This window comes from Desulfovibrio sp. (assembly GCF_018379785.1).
Lineage (GTDB): Bacteria > Desulfobacterota > Desulfovibrionia > Desulfovibrionales > Desulfovibrionaceae > Desulfovibrio.
In genome coordinates this window covers 1-20,804 of the sequence record NZ_JAGZUV010000041.1, presented here as the reverse complement: position 1 = coordinate 20,804, position 20,804 = coordinate 1, and the positions used below count along the sequence as shown (strand labels likewise).

Below are 20,804 nucleotides of genomic sequence, written 5' to 3'. Positions count from 1 at the left end.
GGATGCTCCTTTTCGGCGTTGCGGCGCGCCCGTTTTACTTCCCGCCGGACGCGGGTTTTTGCGCGGCCAGCAGAAAGACCGGATTCAGGGCCGCCAAATGCAAATCCCCCGCCAGTTCGCGGGCTTCGGACGCCTGGATCTGCATAATTTCCAGGGGCCAGTCCAGACCTTCCAGAAAGCGGCGGCAGAGACAGAAGGTGTCCAGCAGCACGCAACTGGCGACCAGACGTCCGCCGGGCGGCAGGCGGTGGCAGACATGACCCAGAATGTCCTCGGCATCCTCGCCGGACAGGCCCCCGCCGATGAAGACCCGCTGCGGATCAGGCAGGGAGGGCAGGCATTCCGGGGCCTGGCCCAGGCAGACGTCCAGAATGGCGGCCCCGAAGCGGCGGCGGTTTTCCTGAATGCTCATGGCCCGCCCGGCGCTGCGTTCCACGGCCACCACCCGGCCTTCGTGGGCCAGCACGGCGGCTTCCAGAGCCACGGCCCCGGAACCGGCGCCGATATCCCAGACCACATGGCGCGGCCCCAGGCGCAGCAGGGACAGCGCGGCGGCGCGCACCGGCTTTTTGCTGATCAGTTTGCCTTCCACGGCCAGCTCCTCGGCGTCCAGGCCCAGGTGCGGCCTGCGCGGGAGCTCGCCGGGGATCAGCAGCAGAGTGCAGGCCGGGCCGAAGGTGTGACAGGCCGCCTCGGCCAGGCTCAACTGATGCCGGATTTCGTCGGGCGCGCCCATGCGCTCGAAAATATGCGCCGTGAACCAGTCCACGCCCCGGTCCAGCAGATGGCGGGCCAGCACGTCCGGGGTCATGCGGGCGTCGGTAAGGATGCAGAGCGGCGCGCCCTTGGCCACGGCCGCATTCAGCGGGCCCAGATCGTCCCGGCCATGCAGGGAGAGGCAGACGACCTTGTGCCAGGGCAGGGCCAGGCGGGCGCAGGCCTGCTGCAGGGAGCTGACCGCCGGAATCAGACGCACGGCCTCCGCGCCCAGCTGACGCACCAGAGTGGCCCCGATGCCGAAAAAGAGCGGGTCGCCGTCGGCCAGCAGCAGTACGCGTTCCCCGGCGGCGCGCATCTGGCTCAGGCGGCTGAGCAGGGGCTCCAGGGGCAGGGTAAGCGGCAGAAGGCGGGCCTTGAGCCCGCTTTGGCCGTCCTGGGCTTCAAAGGCCGCCAGCAGTTCCTTGCCGCCGCAGAGCACGTCGGCCGCTTCCAGAAGGGCGTGCTGTTCCGGGGCCAGGGCAGCCGGGCCGCGCGCGCAGCCGCAGCCCAGGCCCAGCACGGTGATGGGCGCGGGTTCCGGCGTGGTGGGTTCGAAAACAAAGAGCGAATGGAGCATGTCCGCCATGGGCGGCCAGCCGTCCGCCTGTCCTGTTTCCTTTATCGCTTCAGCTTGCGGGGACGCGCCCTCGGCGCGGTCTTCCGCGTCCACCGTATCCACGGCGGCGTCCGTGGGCCGGGGCGTTTCCGTGAACGCAATGCCGGGAAGCACAATCTGCTTTTTCATAGTGCCATCAATTCCCTGCCGTCAGTGTGAAAAAGGTGCAGGCTTACGGGGCGGCCCGCGAAAGCCCATGCGGTTTGGGCCGCCCGACGGATCACGGCGGCCAGCGCATCCGATCCGGCGGGGTCGGCCAGCAACAGTTCCAGGGCGTGCGATGCGGTCACGCAACGGGCCACGGCCGGGGCGCAGGCCGTGCCCGCCTCACTACAGAGATGCGCCAGAGCCGCCATATCCAGCTCGGCGTCGCGGGCGTGGGTATAGGCATGGCCTTGGGCGAGCTTGACCAGTTTGCCGAAAAAGCAGCCCCAGACCAGCCGCTCGAAGGGCAGAGCTCCGGCGGCGCGCAGGGAAAATTCCGCAAAATCGGCAGCCTGCACGAAACACCGGGGTGCGAGCTCGGGGTAGCGGGCCATGAGCAGTTTCTCCGAGCGCCGTCCGGTGGAAAGGCAGACTGTGCGGCAGCCCGTGGCCTGGGCCACATGCAGGCCCTGTTCGATGGTGGCGCGCCAGGCGGCGTGGCTGTATGGGCGGACCGTGCCCTGGGTGCCCAGAATGGAAATGCCGCCCACAATGCCCAGGCGCGGATTAAAGGTATGCCGGGCGATTTCGGCGCCCTGCGGCACGCTGATGATCACGGTCAGAGGCGGGCAGGGGCCGCGTCCGGGAACCGGGCGCGCGGCCTGACGGCCCAGGGCGAAGCGAAGCTGCTCCCGGGGCACGGGATTAATGGCCGCCGTGCCCACGGGCAGGGGCAGGCCCGGCAGGGTCACGCGGCCCACGCCGGGGCCGCCCTCGATGCGCGTAAAATCGGGATCGTCCGGTGCCAAAAGAGGTGCTTCGCAATCGCGCAGCAACACGCTGGCCGTGATCAGCGCGCCCGAGGTGGCGTCCGGGTCGTCGCCGCCGTCCTTGCGGATGGAGGCGTGGGCCGCTCTGGCGGCCTGTGCCGGAGCCGGGAGAAGGTCCGGATTCAGCTCCGCCGCCGGGCCCGGCGCGCAGCCCGCCACCGGCAGGGTGCGCCAGCCGCGCGGGCCGCGTCCGGCAAAGGTCTTTTCTCCGGCGGCGGGCGTAAAGGGCGGCAGGGGCACGTCCACGCTGTCGGGGGCGCGGCCCGTGCGCAACAGGGTGAGCGCGGCCAGGGCCGCGCCCGTGGCCGCCGTGCCGGTGGTAAAGCCTTCGCGCAGGGGATGCGTCACAGTCCGGGCCACGTCGCGCTCACGCCGCGTCGTCAGGCAGCCAGACCTGCCCCTGCGCTACCAGAGAAACCGGGCCGTCCACAGCGGCCAGACGTTCCTCGCCCTCGTTGAACAGCCGCACGTCCAGGGCCGAGCCGCCGGGCTGCATGATGGAAAAATCGCGCCGCCCGCCCGCGCGGGACAGGCTGAGGGCCAGAGCCAGCGCGCCGGAACCGCAGGAACTTTCCAGGCAGGTGGTCTGCGCGTCGCGCACATGGACCAGGGGCAGCATGTCCAGCTGGCCCTGGCATTCCCGCCACCAGATGGCCCCTACCGCGGCTTCCCCGTCCAGGCCGCAACGCCGGCGCAGCAGGGCCGCCGCCGTGTCGCAGTCCTCGGGAAAGGGATGCAGGGCGGCATTGAGCAGCACGTGGACAATGCCCGGCAGGCGCACCAGGGTCAGGCCCTCGGCCAGAGACCGCATAGGGCAGGCGGGCAGGCGCAGCGCGGCCTCCACTTCCCAGTGCGGGCAGGCGCCGCGCACCGCGAGGCGCACCGGGCTCTGCCAGCCGGAAACCCGTACTTCATAGTGCCGTTCCGCCGTGCCGTCGCGCGGCGTTTCGGGCAGCCCCGCCAGAGCCCCCTGGCGGGGCCCGTGTTCGTGTTCGCGGAAGGCCAGCAGCGCGCCGAAAGCCCGGCTGGCGTTGACGCAGAATTCGCCCCCGGCCATGCGCAGCCGCCGTTCGCGCGGGTCTACAAAACCGGCCTGCTCGCCGCCGAGATGCTGCGGATCCAGAGCCAGACGGGCCAGGCGCGCCTGTTCGGGGGCGTTTTTGCCCTCGGCCGGGAAAAAAAGCGTGGTGTTGCCGCCGGGGCTCCATTTGGAAAAGGTCAATGCGGGCATGACTGGGTTCCTTTATTTCTAAAAAGAAAGTATGCCCGAGCCGCGTCGCACTGTCCAGCATCCCGCACAGTCCGTAACGTTTAGCCGATGTGCCGGGTCGCGTCCGGGCCTCCCCCGCGTCCGGAATCGCCCGGAATTCCCACATTACGGCTTGCGGTTTTTCCTGAATCTGGTTATGGAAAAAGCAGTTATCGTCTCCATGCCTGCGCGGCAACGAGCCGGTAATATGGCGGGCAAACCGTGATTTACTGTATGTTGACGGTAATTCAACGACACACAACAACGTTTTGGGAGGCACTATGAAATCAGTTCGTCTTCTTGTTCTTGCGGCCGCTCTTGTGCTGAGCTACGCCGTCGCGGCGGTCGCCGCCACGCCGGCGTGCAACAAAAAAATCGAGAGCTTCGACTTCGTCGTGGACTATTCCGGTTCCATGATGATGCAGAACAAGCAGCTTAAACAGGATAAAATCGTTGTGGCCAAAAATGTGCTGCAGCGCGTGAACGCGGCCATTCCGGCCCTGGATTATAACGGCGGCCTGCATACCATCTCGCCCAACGGCATGATCATCGCCCAGGGCCCCTGGGACCGCAACGCCATGAGCGTCGGCATCGACAAGCTGCGCTCCGGCTTCCAGATCTTCGGCCGTATGACCAGCATGGGCAACGGCCTGCAGAAGTATGAACCCTTTATCTCCAGCATGAAGCGCGACGCCGCTCTCATCCTGGTCACCGACGGCGACAACAACCGCGGCACGGACATCGTGGAAGTGGCCCGCCAGCTGTACGCCAGCCAGCGCAACCTGGTCATCCACATCATCTCCTTTGCCGACACCCCCAATGGTGAAGCCGTGATCAAGCAGATCGCCGCCATGAACCCCGGTTCCGTCGTGGTTCGCGGCGAGGAGCTGGCCACCAGCGACGCCGCCGTGGAACGCTTCGTGCTGTCCGTGTTCTGCCAGGACGAGGACGTGATCGTGCTGCGCGGCGTGCACTTCGCTTTCAATTCCTACGCTCTTGACGGCAAGGCCATGGGCATCCTGAACGAAGCCGCCAGCCTGATCAAGGCCAATCCCAACAAGCGCGTGATCCTCAACGGTTGGACCGACTGGATCGGCACCGACGCTTACAACAAGGTTCTTTCGCAGAACCGTGCCAACGCCGTGAAGAATTATCTGGAGAAGCAGGGTATCCCCGCCAGCCGGATGACCGCCATCGGCCGCGGCAAGTCCTACAAGTATGACAACAAGACCGAAGAAGGCCGTTACATGAACCGCCGCACCGAAATTTCTTTCGACTAAGCGGACCGTGTAGCGTAATTGCAGAAAAAGCCGGGCGGCGCTTGCCGCCCGGCTTTGATTATGAGGTATGTCCATGCGAATTTTACTGGCTCTTATTCTGACCCTGGGTCTTGCGACCGGCGGCTGCGCCTGGTTCAGCAGCAGTGATGACTCCGAAACGCAGACCCCCGCCGCGCAGCCGCAGGATCAGGCCGCCGCCTCCGAAGCCGCGCCCGAGCCCGCGCCGGCTCCGGTCAAGGACGTTCCCGGCAAGAGCAAATCCAAGACCAAGGCCAATGCTGAAAAAGCCTCGGCCAAAAAAGCCCCCAGAGGCGCCAAGTCCGAAGCGGAAATCAGCGCGGAACTGGACAGGGTGGGCCACAAACTGGCGCTCCAGGCTTCCCGCACCGTCATGCCTTCCAAGGCCAGCAAGGAAGTGCGCAAAGACGGCAAGGATTATGTGGCGAGCTACGTGGAAGTGGACACGTCCAACGTGACCACGGAACTGCGTCCCGGTGCTTCCGGGCAGTATGTGGGCTTTATCCGCTATCAGGAAAAAATTTATGAATGCCGCGGCGCCAGCAAGAAGGAAGCGCTTTCCGCGTCCTGCCAGCAGGTGCGCGCCCGCCGTCTCAACGAACTGATCCGTTACGACGGCAAGGAATGGCAGTTTTAGGCTGCCGCCGACATTGAGCTGATGTTGAAAAGCGGGGCTTATGCCCCGTTTTTCGTTTGTTCCGCCATTGTTCAACGGATGGAAGCTCCGGCGGGTCGTCATAGCAATTGGATGTCGGTCTCTCAGAGCATTTCAAGTGGTAAATGTTCTAGAATATGGCGACAGTGCCGTGAAAACGGCATGTCTCAGGCATCGGCACCGAGCAGCTCCGGCGGCAAATGCCTGAGTATCCACTGGGCGCATTCACGCGGATTTTTGCCTTGGGAGTCGCAGCGCAGATCGGCCCAGGCCGCATACAGGGCCTCCCGCTCACGAAAGATGTCGGCCAGGGTCTGGCCCGGAGCGATAGCCAGCCCGCGCTGGGGATTACGGGCTATGCGTTCTTCGATCACGGCCAGGGGCAGGTCCAGATGGACGATGGGGCCCAGTTTCGCCAGGTGGCGCATGGCTTCCTCACGGTAGACCACGCTGCCGCCGGTGCCGATGACCGTACGGTTGGCCTTGATGGCACGGATCACCGTGCATTCCGCATCCAGAAAGGCTTCCTTGCCCAGGGCGTCAGTCACGTCCTGGAGGCGCGCGCCGTACAGGGCTTCGATCAGATGGTCGCTGTCCAGAAAGGCCCAGCCCAGTTCGCGCGCCAGCACGCCGCCCACCGTGGACTTGCCCGCTCCGGCCATGCCGATGAGGATGATGCAGGGGGCGAGTCGGGCCGGAGCCGCGACGAGATCGGGCGTGGGCATGTTTTCTCCTTGGGGCATTTAACGCTTGAACTGCTCTGGGACCGGATACGCTCTGAATTTGTGTCCAATGTCAGGAGGGGGTGTCTTCGCGGCAACCGTTTCGTTGCTGCCGCGTTTCGTGACAGGCTGGCTCCGGAAACTCTGCCCAAGCCGGACGGCGGTGTCAAGGAGCATGGGGCTGAAGCGGCGGCGGAAAATGTTGGTGCGAAATCCGGAAAAATCCGGGTTCAGCCCTTAAGCGGAAAGGGAACGGGCCGATAAGCGGGATAGAGGTGTAATCTCATGCGCATGCTGATTGTGTTGACTGTCCTGCTGGGTCTGGCCGCGCCGGTCCTGGCTGTGGAATCCCGTTCCCTGCCCGCGTCGGCCGCGCCGGGATATCTTGCCGGGCCGCGGGCTCCGCTCGTGTCGTCGCCAGCGGTGGGTGCTCCGGTGGTGCCGTTGCCGCCGCATCTTCCGGCCCTGCTGCCCTCGGGCGGCGTCAACCTGGATGAAGCCTGGATTCAGGACGGCGGAGCGCGCCTGTACTGGAATACGCTGGTGATCCCCCGCCAACTCCGGATGGGGGGCGCGCGTTTTGTAGACCCGGCGGCCGTGCCGGAATTGCTGCCTGTCGGCAGCGATAAGGTCGTGCGACCAGCGCGGCGGCGTGTTCCGGCCAGAGCCGCGATTTCTGCGGAAAAGCAGAAGCCCGGGCAGCGAACGGCTCCGGCGGGGGCGGGTTCCACCGCGCTCAAGCCGCCTGTAGCCGCTGCTCCGGCCGCCAAGAAGGAGGCCCCCGCAACGCCGTCGCCCGAGGCCGTCAAGCCTGTGATGTCAAAGCAGGCCGTGCCGTACAGCGGCCCCGCGCCCGCTGTGGCGGTTCCGCCCGTGCCTCTGCCGATTATGCCCGCGGACCCGGTCGCGCCCAAGGCTCCCGCGACGCCCCGCTGATCCGGAAAATTTCTCCAGCCGTTGCGGAAGATCGACCGGCTGCCAAGGCCCGGTCCGGGCGGTTACGCGCCTTTTTTCCGCCGGAACCGGAACGATCCTCGTCATGTGTACCGCTTGACGGGGAAACGGCGGGCGTGTATGTAGCTTTTTCCATATATTTTGCCGTTCAGGGGTCAGACCGTTTTGTGCCGCCACGCGGGCATGCCGCCGGCGCGAAAGGCGGGTAAACCCCGCAGCCTCCGCCTCCGCCCCCGTTTCCGGGCCGGTAGTTCCGGAGTCCGGCAACCTGTCGCGGCGTTGTCGCGGGCGGATCGCGTAAAAAAGAGAAGGGAGCAGCTTTATGAAAAGAACATACCAACCCAGTAAAATCAGAAGAGCCCGTACCCACGGTTTCCGTGCCCGCATGGCTACCCCCAGCGGTCGCGCCATTCTGCGCCGCCGTCGCGCCAAGGGCCGTAAAAATCTGAGTGCCTAGCCGGGCGGTCATGGTCGCCCTTGTCGTATGCCGGGGGCTTTTGTGTCGCGTCTGACCTTTCCACGGCACGTCCGAGTTCGCCGCAGGGGGGAATTTACCGCCTGCTATGAGCGGGGCAGACGTTACCATACCGAGCATTTCCTCCTGTTTGTGCTTCCGAGAGAGCATGTCGGCGATTGTACGCGCACGGGCATGGCTGTTTCCCGCAAAGTAGGCAATGCGGTGGTCCGCAATCGCGTCAAGCGTTTGCTGCGGGAATTTTTCCGTTTGCACTCCGACCTTCTGCCGGTCCATGCGGATCTGGTGGCTGTGGCGAAAAGGCACGCCGGCGGCGCCGCGCTGGATCTTTCCCGCGTAAGCGCCGAATTTCTGCCGCTGCTGCGGCGGATAGCCCGGCGCGGGCGGGCGGCCGAAGCATGCGATTGAATCGAAAACGCCCCGCGGGCCGGGCGGCTCCAAGCCGTCGCGGTCCGTGGGTGGGCGTCTCCCTTGGGGACGCCGGGCCGTTGCCGCGCGCGGCGGCCCGAGGTGGGGTGTGATGAAAATGCTGCTGCGCGGCCTTTGCGTTTTACCCATACGTATCTATCAGTGCTGCATATCGCCGGTGCTGCCCCCCGCCTGCCGCTTTTATCCCACCTGTTCCGCCTACGCCGTGGAGGCCATCCTGCGCCACGGCGTGCTGCGCGGCGGCTGGCTGGCGCTGCGGCGTCTGGCCCGCTGCCATCCCTGGGGCGGTTCAGGTTATGACCCTGTTCCACCCCCACGGCGTCGCCGCGACGTCCCGCCTCTGTCCCAGGAGTGAGCGTCCACATGCAAGACAGCAAAAATTTGATTCTGGCCATTGTGTTGTGCTTAGTGATTCTTTTCGGTTGGGGGCGCCTGGCCGAATATATGGGATGGGTGCAGACGCCCGACCCGGCGGCGGTGGCGCAGCAGCAGGAGGCCGCCCGCCAGGAGGCGGTCAAGGCGGAACAGCACAAGGAAGAAGCCGCCAAGGCCGCGACGCTGCCCGCGTTCACTCCGGCTCCGGGCCGCGACCTGACCGTTGACTCCCCGCTGTACGAAGCTGTTTTCTACACCGGCGGCGGCCCGCTGCGTTCCTTCAAGCTCAAAAAATTCCAGACCGGTCTCGCGCCGGATTCGCCCCTGGTGAACATGGTGGACGAACGCACGGCCGCCGTGGCGCCGCTGGGCCTGGTGATCAACAGCCAGCCGTCCTGGAGCACCGGCCAGTGGTCGCTGGACAGCGGCGAGCAGAACCTCAAGCTGGACGCCGGGCAGCAGGGCGCGTTGCGTCTTGTGGGCGTGGTGGACAATCTGCGCGTGGTCCGCGAGCTGACCTTCAACGCGGACTCCTATCTGATCAAGGAAAAAATCCGGCTCATCAATGCCGGGGATCAGCCCCGCAGCGTGCGCGTGAGCTACACCGTGGCTTCCGATGCCAGCAACGCGGCCGGCGGCCGCTATGATTCCATGCGCGTTGCCTGGGACAACGACGGCAGCCTGTCCGAGGAGTCTTCGGGCAAAACCTTGGAAAGCACGGGCGTGCAGGCCACGGGCAAGATTTACTGGGCCGGGGCCATGAGCACCTATTTCCTGTCCGCCGTGCTGCCCGGCGAAACCAGCAACGTCACGGTCAAGGGCCTGTTGCAGAAAACCGTCTACCGCACCGCCGTTGAAGAGCCTGAAAACCTTCTCGCGCCGGGGCAGGAAAAGGAACTGACGGTTTCCTACTGGCTGGGCCCCAAGGACCGCACCCAGTTGCAGGCCGTGTCCGATCAGTTGGCCAAGAGCATCGACCTGGGCATGTTCAGCATCATCGCCAAGGGTTTGCTCTGGCTGCTGGAGTTCTTTCACAAGTACGTGCATAACTGGGGCGTGGCCATTATTCTGCTGACCATCGTGATCAAGGCCGTGTTCTGGCCCCTGACGGCCAAGAGTTATGCCTCCATGGAGAAGATGAAGAAGCTTCAGCCCATGATGACGGCCATCAGGGAAAAGTATAAGGACAACAAGGAGCTCATGAACAAGGAAGTCATGGCTCTGTATAAGACTTACGGCGTCAACCCGGCCAGCGGCTGTGTGCCCATTCTGATTCAGCTGCCGGTCTTCTTCGGCCTGTACCAGGCCCTGCTCACGTCCATTGAGCTCAGACACGCGCCGTTCATCATGTATCTGCCCTTTACGGACAAGCTCTGGCTGGCAGACCTTTCGGCCAAGGATCCCTATTACATCACGCCGGTCATCATGGGCCTGACCATGTTCCTGCAGCAGAGGATGAGCCCCCCGGCCACGGATCCCACCCAGCAGAAGATCATGATGTTCCTGCCCCTGATTTTCACGGTGCTGTTCCTGGGCTTCCCCTCGGGCCTCGTCATCTACTGGCTGGTCAACAACATCCTTTCCATCTTCCAGCAGTGGCTGATGATGCGTAAGAACAAGGCCGCCGCGCGGGCCGAGGCGTAGAACGGTTCAGGAGCAGGGCAATTCAGGTTTGAAATGTTACATATTTCAAACCTGAATTGCCGTAGAAGCGTTGAGCCGCGCGGCGGGACTTCCCGTAAATTCCTGCCGAGCGTCGCCAGCGGGCGCGCTTCCCCGCCCGGGAAGGCAATGCGCGGGATTGAGAGATGCGCCTGCCCTTACATCGATGTAGATTGCTTTGGAACATCCGCCGTGCTCCGGCGTCGAGCTGATTTTGTCCTCTCTGTGTGAGTGAGGTTTGTATGGAAGGGTTCAAAGAATTCCAGGGCAAAGACCTGGACGGCGCCATTGAGGAAGCCTGCGGCTACTTCAACACGGCGCGGGAAAAGTTGGAGATTGAAATCCTGCAGGATGCCAAGTCCGGCATTTTCGGCATCGTGGGGGCGCGCAAGGCCAAGGTGCGCGCCCGCCGGGCTCATCTGCGCGAGGCTGTGGAAAGCATCCTGGGCAAAAAGGGGGGCGCCGCCGCGCCTGACGGAGAAGGAGAGTCCTCGAGCGCGGCTCCACGGGCTCCGGAAAAGAACGCCCGGCAGGAACGCCCCCGTCGCGGCCGGGAGCAGAGCCCGGAGCGCGGCCGTAAAAACGCCGCATCCGCTGCCGTTATCGCTGAAGAATCCGGTGTCCGCGCGGCAACGCCCGCCGAGTCCGGCGCGGCTCCCGTTGCGCAGATGGAGGAGACGGCCCAGGCCGCGCCGTCGTTCCGTTCCGCATCGGAACCGGAAGCGGGGGCCCCCGCTGACGCCGCTCCGGCGGGAAACGAGAATTGTCCCGAGTGTCGGGGCGAGGAGCGGGAAGCGGCGTGCGCCGCGGGCCGCGACGAGGCCCGCGCGGAAATTCGTTCAGACGGATCGCGGGAATCCGGCCGCGCTTCCGGGCGTGCCCGGTCCCGGCGCGAGGAAAGCCGCCCGGGAAGCCGGGAAGGAGCGCCCGGCGAGGGGTTGGATCTGGCTGGAGAGGATCTGGATGAAGCCGGTGAAGGCCTGCCCGTGACGCCTGTGGAGCAGCTGGATGCCGTCCGCCTGGAGGCTCTGGTTCAGGAAGCCGTGCGCGAACTGGTGCGGCCCATTGTGGGCACGGAGATATGCCTTGAAGTCAAGGTGGGCGAGGGCCGGGTACAGGTCTGCGTGGACTGCGACGAGGACTCCGGCCTGCTTATCGGGCGCGAGGGCCAGACCCTGGCGGCTTTGCAGTATCTGGTGTCGCGCGTGGTGTCGCGAGGTATGAACGCCGCCGTGCGCGTGCAGCTGGACGCCGGGGAATACCGACAACGCCAGGACGAAAAATTGCGCGAAATGGCCCTGGCCCTGGCTGAAAGGGTACGCCAGAGCGGACGTTCGTATTCCACGCGGCCTCTTTCTTCCTATCACCGGCGCATTGTGCATGTCTGCCTTCAGGACGTCGGAGATGTGCAGACCCGCAGCACCGGCGACGGTCCCATGAAGAGAGTGGTCATCATGCGCCGGAAGGTGGAAAAAGCGTAGCGGGTGATTTGGGGGGCCTGGTCCGGCGCGCGTGTATCCCTGCTTCGGCTCCCGCGCGATGGGAACCGAAGCCGCGGGGCTTGCAGCCGTATGGATAAGGCCGGTATCGTGCCCTTGGCCGTTCCGTAACGCTTTCAAGGTTAAAATGCTCCAGGGAGCAAGTCTGTCCATGCCCACCATCGCCGCCATAGCCACGCCTCCCGGAGCCGGGGGCATCGGCATTGTGCGCCTTTCCGGCCCGAGGGCCAAGGCGCTGCTGGCGCGTATGTTCCTGCCCCTTTCGCCGCGCTTTGAAAATTTTCGCCCTTGGTTCCTGCACCGTGGCCGGGTTCTGGACCGGTACGGTGAAGCCCTGGACGACGTGCTGGCCGTGTTCATGCCCGGCCCGCGCACCTTCACCGGCGAGGATATGGCCGAAATCCACTGCCACGGCGGCCCGCTCATTGTCCAGGCCGTGCTGGAAAGTATTCTGCGCCTGGGCGCGCGCCAGGCCGAGCGGGGCGAGTTTTCCCGCCGGGCCTTTGTCAACGGGCGCATGGACCTGAGTCAGGCCGAAGCCGTGGCCGAACTTATCGCCGCACCTTCGCGCGAAGCCCTGCGTTACAGCCTGAACCGCCTGGACGGCTTGCTGGGCCGCCGCGTGCTGGCTCTGCGGGAAGAGCTGGAAGCTCTGCGCGTCCAGGTCTGCCTGGCTGTGGATTTTCCCGAGGAAGAGGTGGAATGCCTTGCCCCGGCGGCCTTCGGCCGGGCCGTGGCCGAAGTGGCCTGCTCCGTGCGGCGTTTGCTGGCCGGACAGAAACGGGCCCGCGTCATGCAGCAGGGAGCCGTCGTGGTCCTGGCCGGAGCGGTGAACGCGGGAAAATCCAGCCTGCTCAATGCGCTGCTGGGTCGCAACCGGGCGCTGGTTACGGACATTCCGGGCACTACCCGTGATTTTCTGGAAGAAGCCTGCGATCTGGACGGGCTGCCCGTGCGCCTCACGGATACCGCCGGTCTGCGCCAAGCCGGGGAGGGACGGGCCGGCGCGGACGCCGTGGAAGCCTTGGGCATGGCCTTGAGCCGGGAAAAGCTGGGCGAAGCGGATTGTATTCTGCTGGTGCTGGACGGCGCGCGTCTGGGCGAGGCCGGAGCCGCCGCGGAAAGCTGCCCCGACGCGGCAGCCGGCCAGGTGCTGGAACTTGCCGGAGATACGCCCGTGCTTCTGGTCTGGAACAAGAGCGACCTCTGCTCGCCGGAGCTGTTCCCGCCGCGCTGGGCAGACGGTCTTTCCTGTTGTAAGGTAAGCGCGCGTTCGGGCGACAATGTGGACGCCCTGGCCTTGGCTCTGCGGCAGGCCCTGCTGGCCGACGGGCGCGACAGGCCGCCGTCCGACGGCCTCGCGCCCAACGCGCGGCAGGCTCTGGCTCTGGAAGAGGCGCTGGCCGAACTGGAGGCCCTGGAAGCGGACGTCCGCGCGGGTCAGCCCTATGACTGCTGCGCCGTGCGCCTGGATACGGCGGCGGCGCACCTTGGTGAAGTGACGGGCCTGTCCAGCCCCGCGGAAGTACTGGACAGGGTCTTCGCCCAATTCTGCATCGGCAAATAAATGCATATGGACCTGAATATGCTGCGCCGCCGTTTGAGCGGCGACGAAATTAACGCCATGCCCCTCTGCCATTACCAGGGGCCGGTGCATGTGATCCGCGTGCTGGAAGACTGGAAGCAGGCCCTGCCTGATCTGCGCGCGGACGGCGTGCTGGGTTTCGATACGGAAACCCGGCCCACCTTCCGCAAGGGCAAGGTCAATGCGCCCTCGCTGATCCAGCTCGCGACGGAACGGGCCGTCTACCTGGTCCAGCTGGCCTGGCTGCCCTTTGGCCCGCACCTGGCCGAGATTCTCGCCGATCCAAACATTATCAAGGCCGGTGTGGGCATCCGCGACGACATGCGCGAGCTCTCCAGACTGCACGACTTTGAGCCCGCCGGTCTGGTGGACCTTGGCAATGCGGCCCGCGCCCACAAGCTGTCCAGCCAGGGGCTGCGCACCCTGGCCGCCAATCTTTTCGGCTGGCGCATCTCCAAGGGCTCGCAGTGTTCCAACTGGAGCCTGATGGAACTGAGCCAGCGCCAGATCGCCTATGCCGCCACGGATGCTTGGATCGGACGCCTGATTTTTCTGCGCATGCGCGAGTTCGGCCTCATCCCGCCGGTTCCGGCCAGTCCGGCCAACCCGGCCAACCAGGTTGTCCCGCCCGCAACCCCCGGACCGGAGAGCGGCGCATGAACAGCAACGGCCAGAATCGTGGGGCGGCTTCCCTGCCCCCTCCTGTTTCCGGCCTGATCCCGGCCCTGGGGCCGCGCCTCGTTTTTTTTACCGGCGGCACGGCCTTGCGCGATTTAAGCCGCCAGTTGACCCGCTATACCCACAATTCCGTCCATCTGATTACCCCCTTTGATTCCGGCGGCAGTTCCGCCGCTCTGCGCCGGGCTTTTGCCATGCCTGCCGTGGGCGATATCCGCAATCGCCTGCTGGCCCTGGCCGACAGCGCCGTGGTGCCCCGGAACGTGCTCGATTTCTGCGCCCGGCGCCTGCCCGGAGAAGGGAATGCTGAAGCCCTGCGCGCCCAACTGCGGGCTCTGGCAGCGGTGGAGCATCCGCTCTGGGCCGCCATGCCGGAGATATTCGCCGGAGCCCTGCGCCTGCACATGCGTTTTTTTCTGGAGCGCATGCCCCGGGATTTTGACCCGCACCTTGCCAGTTTGGGCAATCTGATCCTGGCCGGGGGCTATCTGCACCACAAACGTAATTTCGGGCCGGTCCTGGCCTTTTTCAGCCGTCTGCTCCAGGCGCGCGGGGTGGTGCTGCCCATTGCGGGCGAAAGCCTGCATCTGGCGGCGGAGCTGGACGACGGCTCGCGCCTGGTGGGCCAGCACCGTTTCAAGGAGCTGACGCGCCCCGTGCGCCGCCTTTTTCTTACCGTGCACGAACCGGACCGCGCCGGGTCCGCCGTCCATCCCCAGACGCCCTGCCGTCCGCCTCTGGCGCCCGCCGCGGCCGCCTACCTGCGCTCGGCCGGGGCCATCTGCTATCCCATGGGCAGCTTTTACACCAGCGTGCTGGCCAATCTGTTGCCGCAGGGCGTGGGCCGCAACGTGGCCGCCGCGAAGTGCCTCAAAATTTTCATCCCCAACTCGGGCCGCGATGTGGAATTGCACGGCCTTTCCCTGGTCGGACAGGTGGGCATGCTGCTGCGTCATCTGCGTGAGGACGCGCCCGAAGCGCGCACTGAAGAGCTTTTGCACTGGGTGCTGGTGGACAGCCGGAACGGCCGCTACGAGGGCGGCCTGGGGCCGGAAGTCCGCCAGGCTCTCGCGGATATGGGCGTGCCTCTGCTGGAACGCGATATGGTGCGTGAGGAAGATCCCCAGCGGCATGATCCGGAATTGACGGCCAGAGCCTTGCTGGGCCTGTTGCCCGACGACGGACGCGCCTGGGAACAGGGACTGGGATGAACGTACGTGAACTCCGCGTCGACGCCGCGCTGGCCGGACAGCGGCTGGACCGGGCCCTGGCCGCGCTGACGCCGGAACTGGGGTTGCGCGGCCGCCGTCGGCTGGCCGCGCGCGGCGCGGTGCTGGTCAACGGCAGGGTGGGGGACGCGGCCCGCCGTTTGCGGCAGGGCGACGTTCTTGCTCTGCGCGACCTGGAGGACGGAGCAGGAACGACGCCGTGTTCCGCGGACATGCCGCGCCTGCTCTCCCGCCAGGGAGACTATTGTTTTCTGTACAAGCCCGCCGGGCTGCACAGCGCGGCCCTGGCCGGGGACAACAGCCCCAGCCTGGAGGCTCTCTTGCCCGCCTTGCTGCCGGAAGAGGGCGAAGGGCGCGCGCCACGGCTCATGCAGCGTCTGGATTACGGAACTTCGGGCATTGTCTGCGCGGCCCTGGGGGCAAAGGCGGCACAGGCCTTCCGTGTGGCGGAGCGGGCGGGCCGGTGTGAAAAGCGCTATCTGGCCTTGCTCCGGGGGACGCTGGCCGGGCCGTCCACAGTCCGGCTGGCCCTGGATACGGCGGACCGCCGCCAGAGCCGTGTGCTGGCGGACACGGACGACATGCTGCGCTGGACGGAATTTCTGCCCCTGCACGCCTGGGACGGCGCGGCGGCAACAGGTCTGCTTGCGGGCCTGATCCTGGACCCGGCGCACGGCGGCAGCGCATCTTCCGAGGGCGGCGGGGATGACTCCGGCGGCCTGACTCTGGCCGCCTGCCGCATCCGTTGCGGCGCGCGTCATCAGATCCGGGCACACGCGGCGGCCCTGGGCCATCCCCTCTGGGGGGACGGCCTGTATGGCCGGTCCGATCAACCCGGCCCGGCCGGAACGGGATTTTTTCTGCACCATGGAGCCCTCCTGCTGCCCGGCGCGGCCTGCGTGCAGCCGCCGGCCTGGCCGCTGCCCGACGCCCAGGCCGGGGCGGTCAGGAAATGGCTTGAAAGCCCGGCTCAATGCGGTATACTGAGGCGTGGGCATCGCGACAGCCCGGACCCGCATCAGCCGTAACAGGACACACAACCCGTCCGGCCTTGCCGGTGACTCTTTTACCAGGAGAGCGCATGTTTGCCGCCTTGCTACCCAAGTCCGCGCCTTTTTTCGCCATGTTGCAGGAACAGAACGGCTTGTTGCGCCGCATGGCCGGGTTGCTGGTCGAGATGCTTGAAGATCCCTCCAAAATGGACGACGTCCATAAAGAAATCGCCTTTCTGGAAGAAGAAGCCGACCTGCTGCATACCCGGATCATCCGGGCTCTTTCCCAGACCTTCATCACGCCCATCGACCGTGAAGACATCCTGCGCATCAATCAGGAGCAGGAAGAGGCCATGGACTGCCTGCAGAGCCTGAGCACCCGCCTGCATATTTTTGAATTCACGCGGGTGCGTTTCCCGGCCCTGCAGATGGCCCGGACCATCAGCGCCATGCTCGACCTTACCCGGCTGATGCTGGAAGGTCTGGCCCATCGGCGGGACTGCCACAAAACCCGCGCCTTCCGCACGCTGCGCGGCGAGTGCGACATGCTTCTGGCCGTGGGCCTGGCCGAACTGATGGACGAACAGCAGGAGATCACGCCCGCCCTGATCATGCAGATTCTGAAATGGAGCCAGGCCTACGAGCGCATGAGCATGCTGCTGGAACAGGTCAACACCCTGGCGGAAACCATTGAGGAAGCGGTGCTGAAAAATGTTTGAGGTGCCCCTTCTCCTGGCCGTCATCGTGCTGGTGGCCCTGGTTTTCGACTTCACCAACGGCGCGCATGACTGCGCCAACGCCATTGCCACCGTGGTGTCCACCAAGGTGGTCACGCCGCGTTTCGCCGTGGGCGCGGCGGCTCTGCTCAATCTGGGCGGAGCCCTGCTGGGCACGGAAGTCGCCAAGACCCTGGGCAGCGGCATTGTGCTGCCGCATGTGGTGGAAGGCAGCCATGTGCTGGTGCTGGCCGCCCTGGTGGGGGCCATCGCCTGGAATTGCATCACCTGGTATTACGGCATCCCGTCCTCGTCCTCCCACGCCCTGATCGGCGGGCTTATCGGCGCGGCCGTGGCCGACGAGGGATTCGGCGCGCTCAACGTCAGCGGCATTGTGGACAAGGTGCTGATCCCCCTGGTGGGTTCGCCCCTGGCCGGCTACGTCGCGGGTTTTCTGATCATGTGGCTGATTTACTGGATTTTCGGGAATATCCACCGCAGCAAGGTCAACTGGACCTTCCGGCATCTGCAACTGGTGTCCGCCGGGTTCATGGCTACCAGCCACGGCCTCAACGACGCCCAGAAAACCATGGGCATCGTCACCCTGGCCCTGGTGATCTTCGGCGAGATCGACAGCGTGGAAGTGCCCCTGTGGGTCAAGCTGGCCTGCGCCGGGGCCATGGCCATGGGCACGGCCGTGGGCGGCTGGAAGATCGTCAAGACCATGGGCCACCGCATCTTCAAGCTGGAGCCGGTGCACGGCTTCGCCGCCGAGAGCTCGGCGGCCCTGGTGATTACCGGGGCTTCGCTGCTGGGCGCGCCGGTAAGCACCACACATACCATTTCGGCCTGCATCTTCGGCGTGGGCTCCACCAAACGTCTCTCGGCCGTGCGCTGGAACGTGGCGGGCAGTCTGCTCATTGCCTGGACCCTGACCCTGCCCGCCGCCGGGATAGTCGGTTTCATTTCCTATAAGTTGCTGCATTTCATCTGGAACTGACGGAGTGATCCGGGGCGGTCCGGCTGCGTCGAAACGCGCAAGAGCCGTTCAGCTTGCGCAAGCTGAACGGCTCTTGCGCGAAGTTGTCCCCGCCCCGCCTGCATGATCAGCGGGCGGATACGCGCAAATGCCGCGCGGCGCGCTCGCGTTCAGGGCTCGTCCGGGCTCGCGCCCGTCGGCGGATGTGGGGGATGATTCAGCGGTTGCTGTTTTCGCGTTCTTCCTGACAGGCGCGGCAAAGGCCCACGCCGGGCAGTGCATCCAGACGTTTCTGGGGGATGGGGTCGCCGCATTCACGGCAACAGGCCACGCCGTTGACCCATTCCGGCCCGCCGCGATCCATGGAAGCGCGCGCCCGCACTAGGGCGGACTCCCTGTCCAAGCGTTCCAGTTCGGTGGCCTGATCAAACACGTCCATCACTGTCTCCTTGCTTCTTGCGATAAGGCTGTTCGCCTTGCTGGTTTAGGCTCAGCCCTCATTAAAAGCGCCTGCTGCAAAGCCGCCTTTTTCCGTGCGGCTGCGTTGCAAAAAAGAAATTGACCTCGCGGTATGTTCAATACAGCTTCGCCCAATTTCTCCTTTGCGCCTTGCTGCCCCAAAAAATTCAGCTTTTCGCGGACGGTGTTTTAATGAAGGCTGAACCTAGGCAAAGTAAGCGGCAACCCCGCCGGAGCGGGGTTGCCGTAAGTTTTTCGCTTTATTTTTCCAAAGGCCCCTATTTAGCATAAGGGATCGATGCTGTAAATCCTTGATTGTCCGTCAATTCGCCCGGAGCACATCTTCCAGCACGCGTACAAAGCCGTCCAGATCCGCCTGGTCAATGGTCAGGGGCGGCAGCAGGCGCAGGGTGACGCCGTGGCTCAGGTTGCAGATGTAGCCCCGGCGCAGCAGTTCTTCCCAGACCGGTTGGCCGTCGCCGGTCAGTTCGATGCCCAGCATCAGGCCCACGCCGCGCACCTCACGGATTTTCTCGGGCAGGCGCTGTTGCAGGGCCGCCAGTTCTTCCTTGACGTGCGCGCCCAGAGCGGCCGCGCGTTCTGCCAGATGGTCGCGCAGCATGATTTCCACGGTTTTGGCGGCCACCGCCGAGGTCAGCGCGCCGCCGCCGAAGGTGGTGGCATGGCTGCCCGCCTCAAAGCCCCGGGCCATTTCGTCCGTGGCCAGCATGGCGCCCATGGGCAGGCCGTTGGCCAGGGATTTTGCCATACTGATGGCATCGGGCTGAAGATTGTAGTTCTGGAAGGCCCAGAATTTGCCGGTACGGCAGAGCCCGGCCTGGACTTCGTCGCAGAGGAAGAGGGCGTTCTTTTCCCGGCAGAGGGCCTGCACTCCGTGCAGATAGTCCGCGGGCAGGGGCACCACGCCGCCCTCGCCCTGCACCACTTCCACCAGCACGGCGGCCGTGGCGGGCGTGATCGAGGCCCCGAGGGCTTCCAGATCCCCGGCGGGCACCTGCTTGAAGCCCTCGGGCAGGGGCGTGAAGCCCTTGCTCAGGCTTTCGCGGCCCGTGGCGGCCAGGGCCCCCAGGGTGCGGCCGTGGAAGCAGCCGCCCAGGGTAATGATTTCATAGGCGTCGCGCTGCTTGACCGTGCGCATATAGCGCCGGGCCAGCTTGATGCAGGCCTCGTTGGCCTCGGCCCCGGAATTGCAGAAAAAGGCCTTGCCGTGGTGGCTGGTGGAAAGCAGCAGCTTGGCGAGATCCAGTTGTTCCTGCTGGTAAAAGAGATTGCTTACGTGCCAGAGTTTGCGGGACTGGCGTTCCAGAGCCTCACAGACTTCGTCGTTGCAATGTCCCAGGCCCGCCACGGCGATGCCCGCCAGCAGGTCCACATATTCCTTGCCGTCCACGTCCCAGAGGCGCGCGCCCTTGCCGCGCGCGATAGCCAGCGGGTAGCGGCTGTATGAGCGGCAGAGCAGGTGTTCTTCCTCGGCTTTGACGGCGTTGAAGGCTTGCGACATGGAATTGGACTCCTTATGGGATTGCGTCTGAAAAGGGTTCACCTCCAGCGGGTGGCCCGGCTGACGGCATGTCCCGTTTTACCGGTGTCGTCGCCGTTGGCGGCGGCAGGATACGAAAATCATGCGCGGCGAAGCTGCGGCCCGCTTCAACGGCCCGTGTGCCCGAAACCGCCCGCGCCGCGCCGGGTGGCGGCCAGTTCCGGCACTTCCTGCCAGACAGGGCGGACATAGGGCTGAAAGATCAGTTGGGCCATGCGCTCGCCGCGCTTGAGTCGTCGCTCTTCCCCGGAGGTGTTCAGAAGCATGACCAGGATTTCCCCGGTATAGTCCGGGTCGATGACGCCCACGCCCTGGGCCACGGTGAGCCCGTCGCGCGCGCCCAAGCCGCTGCGGGAGTAGACAAAGCCCGCCAGCCCCGGCTGTTGCGGCTGCACGCTGAGCCCCGTGGGCACGCACAACCGTGCGCCCGGCACGATATGCGCCTCGGGCGCGTCCAGGCAGGCCCGCAGGTCGAAACCGGCGGAAAGGGCCGTGGCCGGGGCCAGAAAGTCTTCCCGCTCCTGAGCGTAAAGCTCGCGCGCGTCGGGGCGGACAAAGGCGACATGGACCGGAGCTTCGGTTGAAGCCGGGTCCGGAGCCTGGCCGGAAATGAGAGGAGTATTTGTGGTCTTCACGCCCAGTCATGTAGCGCAGGAAGGCCGCGGGGGCAAGTGCGCGGGCGCGCGCCCGCGTCATATTTGTCGTCCGTGGGCGGCGGGGTGAAATCAAAGGAGGAGGGGAACCAGGCGGCATAGAGGTAAACCGCAAGCAGCATCAGGGGGACGGCGACCGTCGCCGAGGCCAGGGAGAGCAGAAGGAGCGCCGTGCCGCGCACTGCCCGGCGCAGAAGCGGACGCGCGGCGAACAGCAGAACCGCCGTGGTCACCAGGGTGGCGAAAAATTTGTTGACGGCCGAAACCGACGGGTCCAGCGCGCCC

22 protein-coding genes are annotated in these 20,804 nt (G+C 65.5%); 14 read left to right on the top strand and 8 right to left on the bottom strand.

Going from position 1 to position 20,804, the window contains the following annotated elements:
• Positions 1 to 34: 34 nt before the first annotated feature.
• From cbiE to KH208_RS09815, 3 genes are read right to left on the bottom strand one after another with little or no spacing between them, the layout of a single operon-like run.
• The gene (cbiE, locus tag KH208_RS09825) at positions 35 to 1,504 is read right to left on the bottom strand and encodes a precorrin-6y C5,15-methyltransferase (decarboxylating) subunit CbiE (protein WP_291435874.1); all 1,470 of its coding nucleotides are present in this window, start codon (positions 1,502 to 1,504) and stop codon (positions 35 to 37) included.
• Positions 1,501 to 2,709, bottom strand: a complete 1,209-nt coding sequence (gene cbiD / locus KH208_RS09820; RefSeq protein WP_291435873.1) for a cobalt-precorrin-5B (C(1))-methyltransferase CbiD — start codon at positions 2,707 to 2,709, stop codon at positions 1,501 to 1,503. The genes cbiE and cbiD overlap by 4 nt, the downstream gene beginning before the upstream one ends.
• Positions 2,710 to 2,716: 7 nt before the next feature.
• Positions 2,717 to 3,580, bottom strand: a complete 864-nt coding sequence (locus KH208_RS09815; protein ID WP_291435872.1) for a hypothetical protein — start codon at positions 3,578 to 3,580, stop codon at positions 2,717 to 2,719.
• A 299-nt stretch (positions 3,581 to 3,879) separates the two neighbouring features.
• Between KH208_RS09815 and KH208_RS09810 the strand changes: the two genes are divergently transcribed.
• The gene (locus KH208_RS09810) at positions 3,880 to 4,878 is read left to right on the top strand and encodes an OmpA family protein (protein ID WP_291435871.1); all 999 of its coding nucleotides are present in this window, start codon (positions 3,880 to 3,882) and stop codon (positions 4,876 to 4,878) included.
• Between the two features lie 73 nt (positions 4,879 to 4,951).
• On the top strand, positions 4,952 to 5,533 hold the full coding sequence (locus KH208_RS09805; protein WP_291435869.1) for a translation initiation factor 2: 582 nt from the start codon (positions 4,952 to 4,954) through the stop codon (positions 5,531 to 5,533).
• 185 nt (positions 5,534 to 5,718) lie between these two features.
• Here the strand turns inward: KH208_RS09805 and thrB are convergent, their stop codons facing one another.
• The gene (thrB, locus tag KH208_RS09800) at positions 5,719 to 6,276 is read right to left on the bottom strand and encodes a homoserine kinase (protein WP_291435867.1); all 558 of its coding nucleotides are present in this window, start codon (positions 6,274 to 6,276) and stop codon (positions 5,719 to 5,721) included.
• Between the two features lie 282 nt (positions 6,277 to 6,558).
• On the opposite strand from thrB, the gene KH208_RS09795 reads away from it, so the two are divergent.
• From KH208_RS09795 to KH208_RS09740, 12 genes are all read left to right on the top strand, one after another.
• Positions 6,559 to 7,209: a hypothetical protein gene (locus KH208_RS09795; RefSeq protein WP_291435865.1), complete on the top strand. Its 651-nt coding sequence runs from the start codon at positions 6,559 to 6,561 to the stop codon at positions 7,207 to 7,209.
• A 340-nt stretch (positions 7,210 to 7,549) separates the two neighbouring features.
• Positions 7,550 to 7,684 carry a 50S ribosomal protein L34 gene (gene rpmH / locus KH208_RS09790; RefSeq protein WP_008681909.1) on the top strand — a complete coding sequence of 45 codons (135 nt, stop codon included), beginning with the start codon at positions 7,550 to 7,552 and terminating at the stop codon, positions 7,682 to 7,684.
• A 27-nt stretch (positions 7,685 to 7,711) separates the two neighbouring features.
• Positions 7,712 to 8,110 (top strand): ribonuclease P protein component, encoded by a 399-nt coding sequence (gene rnpA, locus KH208_RS09785; RefSeq protein ID WP_291435863.1) that lies wholly within the window; start codon positions 7,712 to 7,714, stop codon positions 8,108 to 8,110.
• A 112-nt stretch (positions 8,111 to 8,222) separates the two neighbouring features.
• Positions 8,223 to 8,486, top strand: coding sequence for a membrane protein insertion efficiency factor YidD (gene yidD, locus KH208_RS09780; protein ID WP_291435861.1), 264 nt, complete (start codon positions 8,223 to 8,225; stop codon positions 8,484 to 8,486).
• 8 nt (positions 8,487 to 8,494) lie between these two features.
• The gene (yidC, locus tag KH208_RS09775; RefSeq protein WP_291435859.1) at positions 8,495 to 10,150 is read left to right on the top strand and encodes a membrane protein insertase YidC; all 1,656 of its coding nucleotides are present in this window, start codon (positions 8,495 to 8,497) and stop codon (positions 10,148 to 10,150) included.
• A gap of 260 nt (positions 10,151 to 10,410) precedes the next feature.
• On the top strand, positions 10,411 to 11,649 hold the full coding sequence (gene jag, locus KH208_RS09770; RefSeq protein WP_291435856.1) for an RNA-binding cell elongation regulator Jag/EloR: 1,239 nt from the start codon (positions 10,411 to 10,413) through the stop codon (positions 11,647 to 11,649).
• Between the two features lie 169 nt (positions 11,650 to 11,818).
• A complete protein-coding gene (mnmE, locus tag KH208_RS09765; RefSeq protein ID WP_291435854.1) occupies positions 11,819 to 13,234 on the top strand; it encodes a tRNA uridine-5-carboxymethylaminomethyl(34) synthesis GTPase MnmE in 1,416 nt (471 codons plus the stop codon).
• Positions 13,235 to 13,252: 18 nt separating this feature from the next.
• Positions 13,253 to 13,912 carry a 3'-5' exonuclease gene (locus KH208_RS09760; protein ID WP_291435888.1) on the top strand — a complete coding sequence of 220 codons (660 nt, stop codon included), beginning with the start codon at positions 13,253 to 13,255 and terminating at the stop codon, positions 13,910 to 13,912.
• A complete protein-coding gene (locus KH208_RS09755; RefSeq protein ID WP_291435852.1) occupies positions 13,909 to 15,141 on the top strand; it encodes a GAK system CofD-like protein in 1,233 nt (410 codons plus the stop codon). The genes KH208_RS09760 and KH208_RS09755 overlap by 4 nt, the downstream gene beginning before the upstream one ends.
• Positions 15,138 to 16,187, top strand: coding sequence for an RNA pseudouridine synthase (locus KH208_RS09750; protein ID WP_291435850.1), 1,050 nt, complete (start codon positions 15,138 to 15,140; stop codon positions 16,185 to 16,187). Before KH208_RS09755 ends, KH208_RS09750 begins: the two co-directional genes overlap by 4 nt.
• Before the next feature lie 53 nt (positions 16,188 to 16,240).
• Positions 16,241 to 16,870 carry a DUF47 domain-containing protein gene (locus KH208_RS09745; protein WP_291435848.1) on the top strand — a complete coding sequence of 210 codons (630 nt, stop codon included), beginning with the start codon at positions 16,241 to 16,243 and terminating at the stop codon, positions 16,868 to 16,870.
• Positions 16,863 to 17,867 carry an inorganic phosphate transporter gene (locus KH208_RS09740; protein ID WP_291435847.1) on the top strand — a complete coding sequence of 335 codons (1,005 nt, stop codon included), beginning with the start codon at positions 16,863 to 16,865 and terminating at the stop codon, positions 17,865 to 17,867. Before KH208_RS09745 ends, KH208_RS09740 begins: the two co-directional genes overlap by 8 nt.
• Positions 17,868 to 18,063: 196 nt before the next feature.
• Here KH208_RS09740 and KH208_RS09735 read toward each other — a convergent pair whose 3' ends face one another.
• The 4 genes from KH208_RS09735 to KH208_RS09720 form a co-directional block, all read right to left on the bottom strand.
• Complete coding sequence (locus tag KH208_RS09735; protein ID WP_291435845.1) at positions 18,064 to 18,285, bottom strand: TraR/DksA family transcriptional regulator; 222 nt, start codon at positions 18,283 to 18,285, stop codon at positions 18,064 to 18,066.
• Positions 18,286 to 18,627: 342 nt separating this feature from the next.
• The gene (locus KH208_RS09730; protein ID WP_291435844.1) at positions 18,628 to 19,827 is read right to left on the bottom strand and encodes an aspartate aminotransferase family protein; all 1,200 of its coding nucleotides are present in this window, start codon (positions 19,825 to 19,827) and stop codon (positions 18,628 to 18,630) included.
• A gap of 146 nt (positions 19,828 to 19,973) precedes the next feature.
• Positions 19,974 to 20,501 carry a dUTP diphosphatase gene (gene dut / locus KH208_RS09725; protein WP_291435842.1) on the bottom strand — a complete coding sequence of 176 codons (528 nt, stop codon included), beginning with the start codon at positions 20,499 to 20,501 and terminating at the stop codon, positions 19,974 to 19,976.
• Positions 20,498 to 20,804, bottom strand: a 307-nt coding sequence (locus tag KH208_RS09720; protein ID WP_291435840.1) for a hypothetical protein, incomplete at its 5' end; no start/stop codon positions are given. The genes KH208_RS09720 and dut, both read right to left, overlap by 4 nt.